This window comes from Bacillus sp. JZ39 (assembly GCF_053903145.1).
Genome location: NZ_CP096389.1, coordinates 1,047,880 through 1,063,203, shown reverse-complemented (window position 1 = coordinate 1,063,203; position 15,324 = coordinate 1,047,880). Strand labels below are relative to the sequence as shown.

General features: G+C 46.0%; 12 protein-coding genes and 1 pseudogene. 4 read left to right on the top strand and 9 right to left on the bottom strand.

Going from position 1 to position 15,324, the window contains the following annotated elements:
- Positions 1 to 29: 29 nt before the first annotated feature.
- The 6 genes from M1D65_RS05505 to M1D65_RS05480 form a co-directional block, all read right to left on the bottom strand.
- A complete protein-coding gene (locus M1D65_RS05505) occupies positions 30 to 2,357 on the bottom strand; it encodes a YhgE/Pip domain-containing protein (RefSeq protein WP_064671193.1) in 2,328 nt (775 codons plus the stop codon).
- A gap of 70 nt (positions 2,358 to 2,427) precedes the next feature.
- Positions 2,428 to 3,003, bottom strand: a complete 576-nt coding sequence (locus M1D65_RS05500) for a TetR/AcrR family transcriptional regulator (protein ID WP_014479348.1) — start codon at positions 3,001 to 3,003, stop codon at positions 2,428 to 2,430.
- 146 nt (positions 3,004 to 3,149) lie between these two features.
- On the bottom strand, positions 3,150 to 4,562 hold the full coding sequence (gene hemY / locus M1D65_RS05495) for a protoporphyrinogen oxidase (protein WP_032725328.1): 1,413 nt from the start codon (positions 4,560 to 4,562) through the stop codon (positions 3,150 to 3,152).
- A gap of 14 nt (positions 4,563 to 4,576) precedes the next feature.
- Complete coding sequence (hemH, locus tag M1D65_RS05490; RefSeq protein WP_456270802.1) at positions 4,577 to 5,509, bottom strand: ferrochelatase; 933 nt, start codon at positions 5,507 to 5,509, stop codon at positions 4,577 to 4,579.
- A 71-nt stretch (positions 5,510 to 5,580) separates the two neighbouring features.
- Complete coding sequence (gene hemE / locus M1D65_RS05485) at positions 5,581 to 6,642, bottom strand: uroporphyrinogen decarboxylase (protein WP_029726308.1); 1,062 nt, start codon at positions 6,640 to 6,642, stop codon at positions 5,581 to 5,583.
- A gap of 121 nt (positions 6,643 to 6,763) precedes the next feature.
- Complete coding sequence (locus M1D65_RS05480; RefSeq protein ID WP_032725327.1) at positions 6,764 to 8,908, bottom strand: transglycosylase domain-containing protein; 2,145 nt, start codon at positions 8,906 to 8,908, stop codon at positions 6,764 to 6,766.
- A 121-nt stretch (positions 8,909 to 9,029) separates the two neighbouring features.
- On the opposite strand from M1D65_RS05480, the gene hmoB reads away from it, so the two are divergent.
- The 4 genes and pseudogenes from hmoB (at position 9,030) to sndC (ending at position 12,611) form a co-directional block, all read left to right on the top strand.
- The gene (gene hmoB / locus M1D65_RS05475) at positions 9,030 to 9,530 is read left to right on the top strand and encodes a heme-degrading oxygenase HmoB (protein ID WP_003244748.1); all 501 of its coding nucleotides are present in this window, start codon (positions 9,030 to 9,032) and stop codon (positions 9,528 to 9,530) included.
- Between the two features lie 44 nt (positions 9,531 to 9,574).
- Positions 9,575 to 9,892: pseudogene (locus M1D65_RS05470) on the top strand (hypothetical protein).
- 65 nt (positions 9,893 to 9,957) lie between these two features.
- Entirely contained in the window at positions 9,958 to 11,349 is a 1,392-nt protein-coding gene (locus tag M1D65_RS05465) for a hypothetical protein (RefSeq protein WP_080286179.1), read from the top strand.
- A gap of 71 nt (positions 11,350 to 11,420) precedes the next feature.
- Positions 11,421 to 12,611 (top strand): N-acetyl amino acid acetylase SndC, encoded by a 1,191-nt coding sequence (sndC, locus tag M1D65_RS05460; protein WP_072173864.1) that lies wholly within the window; start codon positions 11,421 to 11,423, stop codon positions 12,609 to 12,611.
- Between the two features lie 17 nt (positions 12,612 to 12,628).
- Here the strand turns inward: sndC and M1D65_RS05455 are convergent, their stop codons facing one another.
- From M1D65_RS05455 to ecsA, 3 genes are read right to left on the bottom strand one after another with little or no spacing between them, the layout of a single operon-like run.
- Positions 12,629 to 13,339, bottom strand: coding sequence for an EcsC family protein (locus M1D65_RS05455; RefSeq protein WP_283857229.1), 711 nt, complete (start codon positions 13,337 to 13,339; stop codon positions 12,629 to 12,631).
- Positions 13,340 to 13,358: 19 nt separating this feature from the next.
- Positions 13,359 to 14,585, bottom strand: coding sequence for an ABC transporter permease EcsB (ecsB, locus tag M1D65_RS05450; RefSeq protein ID WP_003245169.1), 1,227 nt, complete (start codon positions 14,583 to 14,585; stop codon positions 13,359 to 13,361).
- The gene (ecsA, locus tag M1D65_RS05445; protein ID WP_003233230.1) at positions 14,578 to 15,321 is read right to left on the bottom strand and encodes an ABC transporter ATP-binding protein EcsA; all 744 of its coding nucleotides are present in this window, start codon (positions 15,319 to 15,321) and stop codon (positions 14,578 to 14,580) included. The genes ecsB and ecsA overlap by 8 nt, the downstream gene beginning before the upstream one ends.
- Positions 15,322 to 15,324 lie beyond the last annotated feature (3 nt).

The following is a 15,324-nucleotide window of genomic DNA, read 5'->3' as shown; positions in this document are numbered from 1 at the left end:
TTGTTTCCAAGGAAACAAGTTCTTTTTCTTTATGAAGCCGGCTGTTCTTCTGATGATTCTTCCTTCCGGCTTAACATTGTAAAGTAAGTAATGCTTAGTGCAATCATGACGAGGGCGATGCCGATTAAGACGCCGGCCATCTGCCACATGTAGTCAAAGTCACCGTTTGAAATGACCGCTCTGAATCCGTTAATGCTGTAGGTCATCGGCAATGCGCCGTGGATGACCTGATAGAAATTCGGAAGCAATTCAAGCGGGAAGGTTCCTCCGCTCGCTCCCAGCTGCAGCACTAAAATAATGACTGCGATAAAACGTCCAGGGTTGCCCATCGTTGTAGCCAAAAATTGAATCATCGCCAGGAAAGCGAGACTCGTAATGATCGTAAACACGTAAAATCTCCACGTGCTCTCTACCTCGAGACCAATTCCCAATAGAAGAACCGTCGCCACAATCAATGATTGAATGATTCCTACAAGCATCATGACATTGAATTTGCTGAAGAACCACTCAAAACCGTTTCTCGGACGTCCTGACGCTTCCTTCAGCGGGAAGACAACCGTCAGCATGATGCCGCCGACATACAAGCCCATTGACAGGATATAAGGTGTCAGCCCTGTTCCATAGTTAGGAACGGAATGAATGGCATCATCTTTGGTTTTAACCGGATCCGCAAACATGCCGTATGTTTGATCATCAGCATCGATATCTCCTGTTTGATCAGCCGCATCCTTCAGCTTACTAGACAGCTCTCCTGTGCCGTCCAATAGCTTGCCTAAACCTGTATCAAGTGATGCAGATCCGTCTGCAAGTTTTGATGATCCGCTTTGGACCTGTTTAGACCCGTCTAACAGCTTAAACAATCCGCCGGATACTTGGCTGCTTCCTGTCACCAATTGCTCTGAGCCCGCTTTTGCCTTTGCGAACTGCTTATTATATTCACCGATGCCGGCTGTCAGTTTAGTTTGGCCATCTGTCAGCTTCTGTGAACCATTGTATATCTTATCAGCTCCCTCAGTTAATCTGTCAATCGCATCTTGGATTGTTTTTGCGCCGTTATAAAGCTTAGATGTAGCTTCCGGCATGGCTTTCACCTGCGCCACCTGCGCTTTCACGTCTTCAAGAGAGCTTTTTATCGTTGCGATGTCAGGCAGCTGATCAGCTGAAGGAAGCCCACTTAAAATTTCATCAAAATCAGGCGCATCAACTTTCGGCAGCTGCTTTTCAACAGAGCTGATCAACTGGCTTTTTTGCTCCGCTGTTAAGAAATCACTCGAATTGATGAGATTTTTGAATGCCTGATCACGGTTTTTTAAGCTGTTTTCAAAGTCAGACAGCTGTTTTTTAAATTCCTTCATCGCAGTTTCTGATTTTTCCAGATTGTTTACAGCAGTTTCAAGCTTCGTTAAATCGAGCGCATTAATGAGCTTTTCCGCTTTTGCTGCTTTCTCAGAACCTTCTTGGGCTTTACTGTTGAGCTGATCCAGCCCGTTAGTAAGATTAGGCGCACCCTTCTGCACATTTTGAAGTCCAGCAAGAAGTTCATTCATCTTGCTTGTCAGCTCGCCTGATCCTGCTGCAAGCTGACTAGATTTATCATAAATCTGGTTGCTGCTGTCCTGGAATTTACCGAGCGAGCTGTCAAGTGATTGGATGCCGCTCGTCACCTGAGCCGCTCCATCTGCAAGCTGCGCTGTTTTGTCACTGATGGTAGCGGTGCTTTCCTTCAGCTTCGCCAGATTTTCTTTCAGCTGGGCGCTTCCGTTTTTCGCATCCTTTGTGCCGTCATCAATTTTTTTCGCGCCGCTGCTCGCGTCGCTCAAACCTTTTGCGATATCTTTAAAGTTATCAAAAATAACTTTCGTATATTGCTCGGTCACTTCTTTTGAAACAGAGGCTTTCAGTTTATCAATCGCTTTTTCGCCGATCGTTGCCCCTACATAGTTAGAGCCTGCATTTGTATGGTATTTCAGATCCAATTTTTTCGGATTTTTGTCTAATACAGTGCTGGCATTCTTAGAAAAATCCTCAGGAATCTCGACAACTAAATAATATTTTTGATTCAATAAGTCCTTTAACGATTGGTCGAGATCATTGGAAAAATGCCAATCAAAGTTGTTATTATCCTTTAATTCTTTGACCAGATCATCACCGATTTGAAGTTTTTCTCCTTCATACGTTGCTCCCTTGTCTTGGTTGACGACAACGACAGGCAGCTGGTCAACTGTGCCGTACGGGTCCCAATAAGCCTTTAAGAATACGCCGCTGTAAATAAGCGGGACAAACAAAATGGCGATGATGGGAATCAATAATTTTTTACTTGTTACGATGTCTTTCCACTGACTTCGTATTGTGTTCATCCTGATGCCTCCATTCTAAAACTGACTCATCATGAAAAATGGTCATTTTCTTGCAAAGAGAAAGGATTATCTAGTTCGCTGACAATCCTTTGACAACATACAATTCAAGCAGTCCCGCAATTGTCTCTTTATCAAGCGGGGGGTGTTGTTTTTCCCAGTCAAAAATGAGCGCGATATAAAGCTTCAGCATCACAAAGGCTGTCAGTTCAGGGTCGCACGGCTTGATTGCGCCGCTTTTGATCCCGTCTTCAATCTTACTTTTGATATAAGACAGTATGGCTCGCTCCATTTTCTGGATCACTTCCTGAACTGCCATTGTACCAATCTCGGCATTCTCTTGGAAAATTTTAATCGTCAGCTGATGTGTTTTCCTGAACTCCAGAATGGCAAACAATGCTCTGTGCACATTTTCATGGAACGGAAGGTTCGGCTCCATCGCTTCATCCGCTTTTTGCTTCATTTCCTTTAATAAAGTAGTGAAAATCTCGTCAAACAGCTCTTCTTTGTTTTTGAAAAAAGTATAAATGGTTCCCTTCCCCACGTTCGCAAGTTTTGCGACAAGATCCATTGTCGTCGCTTTATACCCGAACTGCGTGAAAGACTTTGTAGCCGCCTCCAAAATGAGCTTTTTTCGATCTATTGACATTGTATTCACCTCGAAACTGACCGTTTGAACATTTTAGTCATTAAGTACATATGCAAATGTATCATAACCTGCTGTTCAATTCAATCATTTTTTTACACAATATTGCCATTGAACATCAAAAAAACCTCCGCGATAAAGCGGAGGTTTTAGCTGAATAAATAGGTAAGCGCGTCAGACACGGCAGCTTTTCCTTGATCAATGCAGTCGGGAATGCCGACACCTTCGAAAGAAGCGCCTGTCATATAAACACCCGGATACGCAGATGCAAGTGCTTCACGCAGCTCCTTGATACGCTGCTTATGGCCGACATGGTACTGCGGCATGCTTTCATGCCATCGGGTGACACATGTCATTTCCGGCTCGCCGTTTATGTTCATGACTTTCTTTAAGTCTTCTAACACAATGTTGATAATGTCATTATCTGATAGATCGACAATGGATTCGTCTCCAGCTTTTCCGACATATGCCCGAAGCAGCGTTTTGCCTTCCGGCGCTGCGTGCGGCCATTTTTTATTCGTCCACGTACAGGCTGTGATCGCAAAGTCACTGTTTCTTGAAATGACAAAACCCGTGCCCTCATGCTCCATTTGGACGGAGCCTTCAGGGAAACCTAAAGCGACGTTTGCCACGGATGTGGAGTGCATATTTTTCAAATGAGAAATGGCAGGAAGCTCAGAAAGCATTCCCGCAGCCGCTTTATGCGGAGCAGTCACAATTACTGAATCAGCATCAAGTGTGACGCCGTTATCCAGTTCGAGCGAATAGCCAGAGCCGCTATGGCTGAGTTTGGTCACTTTTGTGCCTTTATACACCTTCGTCAGCTTTAACTGCTTTTCGATCTCTTCTACAAGGGTCTGCAAACCGGTTGACAGAGTCTGGAACTGCCCTTGTTTTTTTGCCGTCAGCTGCTGGCCTGAGCCTTGAGGCCTTGTTTTTTTCATGCCGAGAATCAGGCTTCTATGCTTTTGTTCCGTCTGATAAAATTGCGGGAATGTCGACATCAGGCTGAGCTTGTCAATGTCGCCTGCGTAGATCCCTGATAGAAGCGGCTCGATTAAGTTCTCGACCACTTCATCTCCGACACGTCTGCGGAAGAATTCTCCCAATGACTGATCATCCTTTGTTTTGCTAGCAGGCAGGATGAAATCCATAGCAGCTCTCGCCTTCCCGGACAAAGAAAACAGACCCGTAGAAACAAACGGCGCAATTTTTGTCGGTATCCCCATTACAGCGCCCTTCGGCATTGGATGCAGAGTGCGGTTTACAAGCACATAGGATTGTCCGGTCGCATTGTTGACAAGCAAATGCTCAAGACCTAAGTCTTTAACAAGCTGCGGGGCGCTTTTCTTTCGTTCCAGAAATGAGTCTGGCCCTCTTTCGATGATATAGCCGTCCTTCTTGACAGTCTGGATTTTTCCGCCGACTCTCGGACTTGCCTCAACAAGCGTCAGTTCAAGCGGCAGATTCTTTTCTTTGATTTCTTTTTCCATATAGAAGGCGGCGGCTAAACCGGTAATGCCGCCGCCGATGATGACTACATGTTTTTTGCCGTCACTCATGTTCATCGCCTTCTTTAACGTCCTAATTTTTTTAATACGACTGTTGCCAAAGCATCAATAAATTCAGGCTTGGCATTTGGCATTTCCGGCCGGTAATAGCTTGCGCCGATATCGTCAGTAACCACTTTGCATTCATAATCATTATCATAAAGCACTTCTAAGTGATCCGCGACAAATCCAACAGGAACATATACAAATGCTTGATAGCCTTTTTGTTCGAATAAATCACGTGTTAAATCCTGAACATCGGGTCCGAGCCAAGGATCAGGCGTGTTCCCTTCACTTTGCCAGCCGACAGCATATTCGGAAACGCCTGCGCCTTCAGCAATTAATTTCGCCGATTCATGCAGCTGGTCCGGATACGGGTCTCCAAATTCTTTAATTTTTTCCGGCAGGCTGTGTGCGGATACGATGAGCATCGCGTTTTCTCTTTCATCCTCAGGCATTGACGCATATGTTTCCTTCACTCGGTCAACCCAATATCTCACGAACTTCGGTTCATCGTACCAGCTTTCAACTGACGTAATCGTTAAGCCGCCGAGTTTTTCAGCCTCTTCTTTGGCGCGTTTGTTGTAGGACTGAACGCTGAACGTGGAGAAATGCGGCGCCAGCACGATGCTGACTGCTTCTGTAATGCCATCCTTATGCATCTCTGCTACGGCGTCTTCAATAAACGGCTCGATATGCTTCAATCCGATATACGCTTTAAACGTAATCTCATCCTGAATTTCATTCAAGTGCTGTTCCAGATTATGCGCCTGCTCTTCTGTGATTTTGGCAAGCGGTGAAATGCCGCCAATCGCTTCGTATCTGTCTTTCAAATCTTGAAGCATTTCAGGCTCAGGCTTTCTGCCTCTTCTGATATGTGTATAATAACGTTCAATATCTTCTTCCTTATAAGGCGTGCCGTACGCCATCACGAGAAGCCCCATTTTCTTTCTACTCACTGTTTACACCCTCTTTAATGATCTGATACAAACATTTTGACAGGATATCATTAAGATACCAAAAGATATGCTTAGGAATATTGACCCATTTTTTTGTTTTGTGAATATTCATGGACAAATGCTGTCAGTTTTTTCAAAACCTCGGGACTGACATCAGGAAATACCCCATGGCCAAGATTGAAAATGAAGCCGTCTGATTTCATACCTTGATTAAGTATTTCCTTCGTTTTCTGCTCAATGACTTCCCATGGCGCAAGCAAAATGGACGGGTCCAGGTTGCCCTGCACTGTTTTAGTAATTCCTTTTGATCTGGCTTCATCAATGCCGAGTCTCCAGTCAAGCCCGACAACATCGAGAGGAAGGTCATGCCAATCACCTGCAAGATGGCTTGCGCCAACGCCAAACATGATCAGCGGCACATTCTCCTTTGCGAGCTCTGAAAAAATCCGGTTCATTACGGGTTTGATGTATGTTCTGTAATCTGCCTGATTCAATGCGCCGACCCACGAATCAAAGATTTGAATCGCTTTTGCGCCTGCCTTAATCTGCGCTTTCACGTACACGATGATCATGTCGGCAAGCTTGGACATCAGCAGATTCCATGCATCCGGCATGCTGTACATGAAGGCTTTTGTTTTATTGTAGTTTTTCGACGGGCCGCCTTCGATCATATAGCTTGCAAGCGTAAAAGGCGCACCTGAGAAACCGATGAGCGGGACGTTCAGCTGCTCATTGACAAGCAGTTTAATTGTCTCAAGCACGTACGGCACGTCCTGTTCCGGATCAATTTGGCCGAGTTTTTCAATGTCCGCCAGAGACCGGATTGGCTGATCAATCACAGGACCGATCCCGTTTTTGATTTCAACATCCACACCGATTGACGGCAGCGGCGTCATGATATCTTTATAAAGGATTGCAGCATCGACTCCGTATTGCTCAACCGGCAGTCTTGTGACATACGCACAAAGTTCGGGCTGATGGGTAATCTCAAACAATCCGTACTTTTCCTTCAGCTTGCGGTATTCCGGCTGTGAGCGCCCTGCTTGCCTCATATACCACACAGGCGTGTGATCCGCTTTTTCTCCCCGCGCAGCTTTTAAAAACGTCTCGTTAAACGTTTCTCGTTTACTCATCTGATTTCCACCTTTCATACGGCAACCATACGTTCGTATTTCTTGACTTATTACACTATACCTTGTTTTAGGCAAATGGTATAGAAATGTAGCTCAAAGTTCAAAAAATCGCCGAATTCCATTAAGAGGAAAACAATTTTGGCTGAACGTAATCGGTTCCTTCCCCTTCTCTTTTTGTCTGTGTATTATAAGGCACAATTTTATAAGACGCGCCCGAAAATAAGTTGGCATAAGGAATTTCATAGCTTCCCTTCCCTTCAACCGAATCAAGAAGCGACTCCTCGCCGTCCTTGTTTACATAAATTCTGTATACGGCCCGATCATCCTCTTGAGCGTCCCACTTTAATTCAATAGTAAAGAGCCCCGCTGCTTTAAATGTGTAATCGGCTGTGAGTGTTTTGACCGGCTTCAGCTCAATCGGGCTTTCCAGTTCTTTAATGTTTTTAGGCTTTGTGAACACATGACCGGTTTCTCCTGCCTGTGTCAAAATATCCTTAAACAGCCGCGTCGGGTATGAGCTCCCGGCTTTCAAATAATGGTTTTGATCCGTTTTGTCATAACCCATCCAGACTGCCCCGGTTATTTTCGGCGTATAGCCTGCAAACCAAGCGTCCTTTGTCGCGCCGGAGACGCCTGTATAAGATGTAGAACCTGTTTTTCCCGCCAGGTCGCCGTGATAGGTGCCGGACGTAGCCGTTCCCTTTTTGACTACCTGCTGCAGCATTCTCGTCATATTCCAAGACGTCTGCTTGCTGAAAACCCGCTTTCCTTCTTCTTTATGATCGGCTATTGTTTCTCCGTCTTCATCTATTATGCTCGAAATAAAGAAGGGTTCCGTATACGTTCCATTCGCGGCAAATGTATGAAACGCGCCGGCAAGCTGGAGCGGCGAAACGCCTTTTTCCAAGCCGCCTAGAGCGAGAGCAAGGCCTTCATCAGGGATATCAATGCCGTTTGCTTTCAAATAAGATTTTCCTGTTTCAACGCCGATCTCATTCAGCGTCCAGACAGCCGGCGCGTTTTTGCTGTACGTAATGGCGTCAGACATAGTGACTTCGCCCTCATACCGGCTGTCGTAGTTTTTCGGCGTATAATCTCCGTAGGACTGCAACTCATCCTTCAATAGAGAATATGGCTTAAATTTCTTTTCCTGCATCGCCGGTCCGTATACAGCAAGCGGCTTAAATGTGGAACCCGGCTGGCGGACAGCTGTGACACGGTTATATCCTTTGGATGTGTAATCCCTTCCGCCGATGGCCGCTTCTACACCGCCTGTCTTGTTATTAATAAAGACCGCGCTTCCCTCGGCATTCTGATCTGTTCCGGGATAATAGCTTCCCTCTTTCATCACCTGGTAAGCCGTCTTCTGCAGCTTCGAATCGAGCGGCACCTTGATCGTGTATCCGCCTTGAAGAAGCTGCTCTCCGGAAATGGAATACTTGTCTTCCGCCTCTTTAATCACAAGGTCAATGTAGCTGTCTAACCAAGGTGTTTCCGACTGTTTCTTCACGTGCAGTCCAAGCGTTCGGCCCTGTGCGGTGACAGCCTCTTTCGCACTGATATAGCCTTGGTCATTCATCATACCTAGAATTGTATCACGCCGCTCCTTATTTTTATCAGGGTGCAAAATCGGAGAGTACGTAGAAGGCGCCTTCGGAATAGCGGCCAAAACAGCGCCTTCAGATACAGTCAAATCTTTTACTTCTTTATTAAAATAATAGTGGGACGCCGCTTGTATGCCGTAAACCCCGTGTCCGAAGTAAAGCTGGTTTAAATACATTTCAAGCAGCTTGTCCTTGCTGTAATCCCGTTCAAGATTAATCGCAATGATCACTTCTTTTGTTTTTCTTAGAAACGTTTTGTCATGTGTCAGAAAAATATTTTTGGCAAGCTGCTGGGTGATCGTGCTTCCGCCTTCCACCTTTCCGCCTGCTAATATATCGCGATACACTGCTCTTCCGACAGATTTTGCATCAATGCCGTGATGCTCATAGAACCTTTTATCCTCAACAGCGATAAACGCTTCTCTGACCTGCTTAGGAATCTCATTGATCGAGACCGGCTCGCGATTTTCTGTATACAGGCTTGCAACCTCATCTCCGTTTTGATCAACAATTTTTGAAGAAGCATGAAGAATAAGCTTTTTTTCATCTATGACATAATGGCCGAGAAAAATAATTGAAATATATCCTATTAAAGCGAGAAAAGCAGTTAACACTAAAATAATGATAGGTATAAAAAGTTTCTTTTTCTTTATCTTAAACATGAACTCACCTCGCCTTTCTAAAGGTAGTATGGGAAAAATTGTTTGGAATTATGTTCGAAGCACTCGCCAATAGAAACTTATACCATTGTTTTGATATACTAGCAAGCAGGAGGTGGCTGATATGAAGGTTTATATTACATATGGGACAGCCGATTTTTTAAAAACGATCGTACAGAAGCATCCCTCAGAAAATATCCTTTTGATGCAGGGGCAGGAAAACGCCATTTTAATTCATGAAACAAACGGAGATACCGTTTTCCAGGCACCACACGCTTATGAAGTCATTGACCAAGTCGGAGAGATCAAACATCCCGGTTTTGCAGTATTGAACAATATTGCCGTTACTCAGGAAGGGCGTCCGCTGTTTGAAAACAGATTTAAAAACAGAGCGGGAAAAGTCGAAAACGAGCCTGGCTTTGAAGCAATTCGAGTGCTCCGTCCGCTTGACAGTGACACCTATGTCATTCTGACCTTGTGGGAAACGGAAAGCGCCTTTCAAGACTGGCAGCAGTCCGGTTCTTACAAAGAAGCCCACAAAAAACGCGATACATCTGCCGGAATTGACACAACGTCGATCTTCTCCCGGCCTTCCTATGTCACCACATATTTCGCTGTCGAATAGCTGCCGGCATGTCCGGCAGCTTATTTTATTGGGAGGAAAGCAAAATGAAGCATACTTGCCCAGTCTGCGGGTTTAAGGGATTGGCTGAACCGCCATATGATCATGAAGGCAATCATTCTCATGAAATCTGCCCGTGCTGCGGTTTTCAGTTCGGATTTGATGATTACGAGATGCAGCACGAGGATGATTCATATTTAGAGCCATCGGAAAGCATCATCGCCTATAGAAAAAACTGGCTTGCTGAAGGGTGCGTCATTTTTTCTCCTGAATGCTTCCCAAAACATCTGCAAAAAGCGAATAGAGTATTAAGGCATCATCTGATTGAGCAGCTGAAACAGATCAATGTTCATCTTCCATCATAACCCTCCCCTCTGTCCCGGCACCTTCCGCCCGCCTATGAATAATCTGTAAGCGGAAGGAGTGATCGATGATGGAAGTCGGGATTTTGTCTGTCCATGTTCTGTATGTGTTTTTTATCGGTGCAATTATCCTATTTATGCTGCTGAGAAAAGACACGACATTTATTTCTCTATTCGGCATTTTTATCATATCGCTATGGGCCAGCCATTCACTTTCAGCTTCTGTCAGCAGTTTATTCCACAGCTTTATCTATGCGGCCGGCGAACTGCTGCCCACGATTTTCATCATTTGCTTTATCGTTTCAATGAGTGATTTGTTAACAAAAACAGGGATAAATGAAGCGATGATTTCTCCCTTTGCAAGCCTTGTGAGAGGGCCTGTGACTGCCTATTGGCTGATTGGGGGCCTGATGTTCGCCATTTCTCTCTTCTTCTGGCCTTCTCCGGGTGTCGCTTTAATCGGCGCCGTCCTGCTCCCCGCAGCCGCACGTGCCGGTTTGACGCCTCTTGCCGCGGCCATGGCCATGAACTTATTCGGACACGGTTTTGCCCTCTCAGGAGACTTTGTCATTCAGGCGGCGCCAAAGCTGACTGCAGATGCAGCAGGCATTCCAGTCGGTGATGTCGTCTCGGCCAGCATTCCGCTTGTGCTGATTATGGGTGTGACAACAACAACAGCTGCCTTTATCATGATTCAGCGCGAACGCAAAAAACAGGAGCATCCCGCTTCTTTTTCCCCCGTTCTTTCCGGCGAACAAGACAACTCGCTGTACTTGCCAAAACGCCTGCGATCCATACTGGCTTTTTTGATTCCGCTTGCCTTTCTTGCAGATATCGCCTGCATGCTCTTGTTTAACCTACAAGGAAATGATGCCACCGCGTTAATTGGCGGGTCTGCAATCTGTATCCTCCTTACCGTTCATTTTTTCGTGTATAAGCATAAAGGGCTTGAAAAAATCACCGGCTATTTTATTGACGGATTTAAGTTCGGTTTTAAGGTTTTCGGCCCCGTCATCCCGATTGCCGCTTTCTTTTATCTTGGCGACTCAGGCTATGAAAGCATACTGGGCACTTCACTCCCTAAAGGTTCCCACGGCATTGTCAACGATCTTGGCATTGCTTTATCTCATATGATGCCTATGTCAAAGGAACTTGCCGCCGCTGCATTAACTGCCGCTGGAGCCATAACAGGCCTTGACGGCTCAGGATTTTCTGGCATTTCTCTCGCCGGCTCCATCGCAAAGCTCTTTTCGTCCGCTCTCCATGCCGATCCCGCCGTTCTGACCGCGCTCGGACAAATCTCTGCCATCTGGGTGGGCGGAGGAACACTGGTCCCATGGGCGTTGATTCCCGCGGCGGCCATTTGCAAAGTTGATCCTTTTGAGCTTGCCAGAAAAAACTTCATTCCCGTCGCGATTGGCCTTTTGGTGACAACCCTCGCAGCTGTGATGATGCTTTAAAACAGCACGAGTTGAAATATTCAGACTTTTTCTATACAATCATGGAAAACATAGAAAAGGGGGAAGCGGCTTTGTCCATATCCACACTGCAGAAAGAGATAAACAAACAGCTCGACAGCTGTTTTGAAGAAATGGTTGAGATCAGGCGCCATTTTCATATGTATCCTGAGCTTTCATTTCAAGAAGAAAAAACCGCCGCATTTATTGCTTCCTATTATGAATCGTTAGGAGTCCCAATCCGCACAAACGTTGGCGGCAGAGGGGTTTTAGCATATATAGAAGGAAGCGAACCCGGCCCTACAGTCGCTTTGAGGGCCGACTTTGACGCTCTCCCCATTCAAGATGAAAAAGATGTCCCTTACGCCTCCAAAGTGCCTGGTGTCATGCATGCATGCGGCCACGACGGCCACACCGCAGCTCTTCTCGCAGTGGCCAAGGTCCTTCACCAAAACAGACATGAACTGAAGGGAACATTTGTGATGATCCACCAGCATGCAGAAGAATATTATCCGGGAGGCGCAAAGCCAATGATTGATGACGGCTGCCTCGAAAACGCGGATGTGATATTCGGCACTCATCTTTGGGCAACTGAGCCGCTCGGAACTATTCTCTGCCGCCCCGGCGCCGTAATGGCGGCGGCGGACCGATTTACGATTAAAGTTTTCGGAAAGGGCGGCCACGGCGCTCATCCGCATGATACAAAAGACGCCGTCCTGATCGGTTCGCAAATCGTTTCCTCTTTGCAGCACATTGTCAGCCGCAAAGTCAATCCGATTCAATCCGCCGTCATTTCGACCGGCTCCTTCATCGCAGACAATCCGTTTAATGTCATCGCAGACCAAGCAGTACTCATCGGCACAGCGCGTTCTTTTGATGAAAATGTCCGGGACATTCTGGAGAAAGAAATTGAAGCGGTTGTAAAAGGAATATGCAGCATGCACGGCGCGTCCTATGAGTACACCTATGAACAGGGTTATCCGGCGGTTGTGAACCATCCTGCCGAAACGAGCCACTTGGTGAGCACCGCAAAGAATACCGAGGGCGTTCAGCAGGTCATTGACGGTGAACCGCAAATGGGCGGCGAGGATTTTGCTTATTACTTACAAAACGTGAAAGGCACTTTTTTCTTTACAGGTGCCGCTCCCGAACAGCCAGATCGAGTTTATTCCCACCACCATCCGAAATTTGATATCAACGAAAAAGCCATGCTGACAGCGGCCAAGGTCCTTGCCGGCGCTGCGATCACCTATCATCAGCTATAAAAAAACAGCCGGAGTGTTTATTCTCCGGCTGTTTCCTTTAATATCCTCAGATGAAAAACATGTCTTGCCGTTTCTCCAAGCTGAGCAAGCAGCTTATAATTGGCAATTCCGCCGACTGCCGCTCCTACGCCCGGCAAAAGCTGAAAAAGCTTCACGACGTCGATATAATCGCGATATTCCTGCTGGAACACTCTCCAGTCGATGCTCTTTTTCTCCGTCTCCCAATTTTCGATGACAGAAAAAAGCGATTTACGGCCATCATCACTCGAAAACGCAAGCTGAAACACGAGCAGCAAAAACATTCTTTCTTGTGCATCCTTGACATCAAAGCCGTAAATGGAAGACAAGGTAAATAAACACTTCATCTTAATTGAAAGCAGCAGCGGAAAATCAGCAATGCCTAAAAAAATGCCGCCCGCTCCGGTTCCGACTCCCTCAGCAGCCGCCACCTTCTGATAAGAAATAATCGTTTTTTTCGCCAATTCGTTTTTTTCACTGAGCGACAGTGCACTTGTATCCTTTTTATAAGTGATGATATTGGAGCCGGCCATTGTCGCTTCTACCATTTTTCTTACACTCTCGGTGACGACCGTATGGATTTTTTCAGGAATCCGTTCATTCACCTTCGTCTGGACACGCTTCGAAAAGCGTTCAAACATGGAATCCTTTCGCAAAAAATGCATTTTCCATTCCAAAGCTTCCTGCATCAGCAGCTGATTATCTGTCATTTGATTACCTCTTTTCAGTTCACAGCTTTCCGTGCTTTTTCAGCCTGGTTGTCATATAAGCAGGCAAAACAACAAAAATCAGAACGGCAGAACCGATTAGCGCGTACAGAAAACCGGTCAAGCCGGCTGCATAGGCAGATGCAACAGACATTAGCAGCGCTTGAATACTAAGTGCAGTTTTTAATAGAGAGAAATAGCTTTTCAGCTTTGTTTCTTTTTGCACAGGGTACAGCTCTTGAAGCGCCAGATGGTCAAAGTGGCCGAAGAGCGGCAGAAGCTGAATGCCCGTAATGAAAATGGCAAACACAGTCAAAACCGCTGCAATCAGCGGGCTAGCTGAGACATACATAATGATCAGCGCGAAAACGATCGTTAATCTGACAAGAATGCCCAAATAATCACTCGAACGCAAAAAGGCGCGGGTGAACATATAGGCAAATGTTTTGCGCTGTTCAAACGGCACAAGCCGCAGCAAAAAGTCGAGATAAGCTCTGCGTTTGGCTTGCTTTCGCAAATGCGGCACATCAGTAAACAGGTTGGCAATCCGATAGAAACGCTGCTTTCGTCTCAATTCGGACTCAATATGGCTCTCCCATTTAAATGTTTTCCGTTTTGCTGCGGAAGACATATACAGATAAAGAACAGCCATAATGACATAGACGAGAAGCGCATACATATAAACAGATTGGAAAACAAAATAAAGAACGAGTGTATTCGCCGCAAAGCGAATGATGACGTCCATCCGTTTCATGCTGCGGTCGTTTTGGAAAGTCGTTCGCCATTCCATTACCTGATTCCACGCTTTCAGCAGCAACAGTTGGACAAAGACCGCGGCATACGATACGAGCGAAGCCCCCGGTGTGACTGCGAAATAAAGCGGCATCGCAACGATGCTCAGCGCAATAAGCGGAAACAGCTGAGACACATAGCTGTAGACAAACGCCTGCTTCAAGTAAGGCTCCATTTTTGCTTCAAGAGGCAATAAGAAAACAAGGTCAGCCTCCTTCAAAAGCGTTCGCACATAAGAGCTTGTCAACACGAGCGAAAACAGCACGGCCATCACCCAAAAGGATGGAAAGTGAGCGGGAATGTCCCGTATCCATTTGCTGTACCAGCTTGCAGCGCCCGCTAGAAAAAAAATCAAAACAATGACGAGGTGATCATTGAGCATATATTTCATGTATGTTCTTGTTTCTTTGATATGCTCCTGCAGCCGCGACTGCCAAATATCAAGCATATTATTCATGGCCAGCGTCTTCCTTTGTAAGCTCAAGATACAAATCGTCCAGCGCCGCGTCCTTCATTCCAAACTGCTCTCTGAGCTCTGACAGCGTGCCGCGCGCCCGCACCTCGCCGTTATGTAAAATAATAAACGAATCGCAATAGCGTTCTGCCGTTGCCAAAATGTGCGTTGACATCAGCACGCTTGCCCCGCCTTTTTTCGCTTCATTCATCCGTTCAAGCAGCGCGTTAATGGCAAGCGGATCAAGCCCTAGAAAAGGCTCATCAATAATGTAGAGCGCAGGCTCTGCCAAAAAGGCGCACATAATCATAACCTTCTGCTTCATTCCTTTAGAAAAATGGGCCGGGAACCACTTCAGCCTCTTTTCCATTCGGAATTCCTTTAAAAGCGGAGGCAGCCTTTTCTCCATCGTTTCTTTTGACAGTCCATATGCCATGGCTGTTAGTTCAAGATGCTCCATCAGCGTCAATTCTTCGTATAAAACAGGTGTTTCAGGTATATAGGTAAATTGTGAACGGTAGCCTTCCGGATCCTCAGCAAACGTTTTACCGTTTAATTCGATTGAACCTTTATGCGGGTCCATCAGCCCGATGATATGTCTGATTGTTGTACTTTTACCAGCACCATTCAGCCCGATTAAGCCGACAATTTGATTCGGTTCAAGGGTGAATGATACGTTTTTTAAAACCGGATTCCTTGTATATCCGCCGGTTAAGTCTTTTACCGATAGCAGAGACATAGT

Coding starts and splice junctions, on each gene's coding strand:
- M1D65_RS05480 (WP_032725327.1), bottom strand. CDS start 8,908: ATGTTTAAGATAAAGAAAAAGAAACTTTTTATACCTATCATTATTTTA.
- hmoB (WP_003244748.1), top strand. CDS start 9,030: ATGAAGGTTTATATTACATATGGGACAGCCGATTTTTTAAAAACGATC.
- hemY (WP_032725328.1), bottom strand. CDS start 4,562: ATGAGTGACGGCAAAAAACATGTAGTCATCATCGGCGGCGGCATTACC.
- M1D65_RS05465 (WP_080286179.1), top strand. CDS start 9,958: ATGATGGAAGTCGGGATTTTGTCTGTCCATGTTCTGTATGTGTTTTTT.
- hemE (WP_029726308.1), bottom strand. CDS start 6,642: ATGAGTAAACGAGAAACGTTTAACGAGACGTTTTTAAAAGCTGCGCGG.
- M1D65_RS05505 (WP_064671193.1), bottom strand. CDS start 2,357: ATGAACACAATACGAAGTCAGTGGAAAGACATCGTAACAAGTAAAAAA.
- M1D65_RS05455 (WP_283857229.1), bottom strand. CDS start 13,339: ATGACAGATAATCAGCTGCTGATGCAGGAAGCTTTGGAATGGAAAATG.
- M1D65_RS05500 (WP_014479348.1), bottom strand. CDS start 3,003: ATGTCAATAGATCGAAAAAAGCTCATTTTGGAGGCGGCTACAAAGTCT.
- ecsA (WP_003233230.1), bottom strand. CDS start 15,321: ATGTCTCTGCTATCGGTAAAAGACTTAACCGGCGGATATACAAGGAAT.
- ecsB (WP_003245169.1), bottom strand. CDS start 14,585: ATGAATAATATGCTTGATATTTGGCAGTCGCGGCTGCAGGAGCATATC.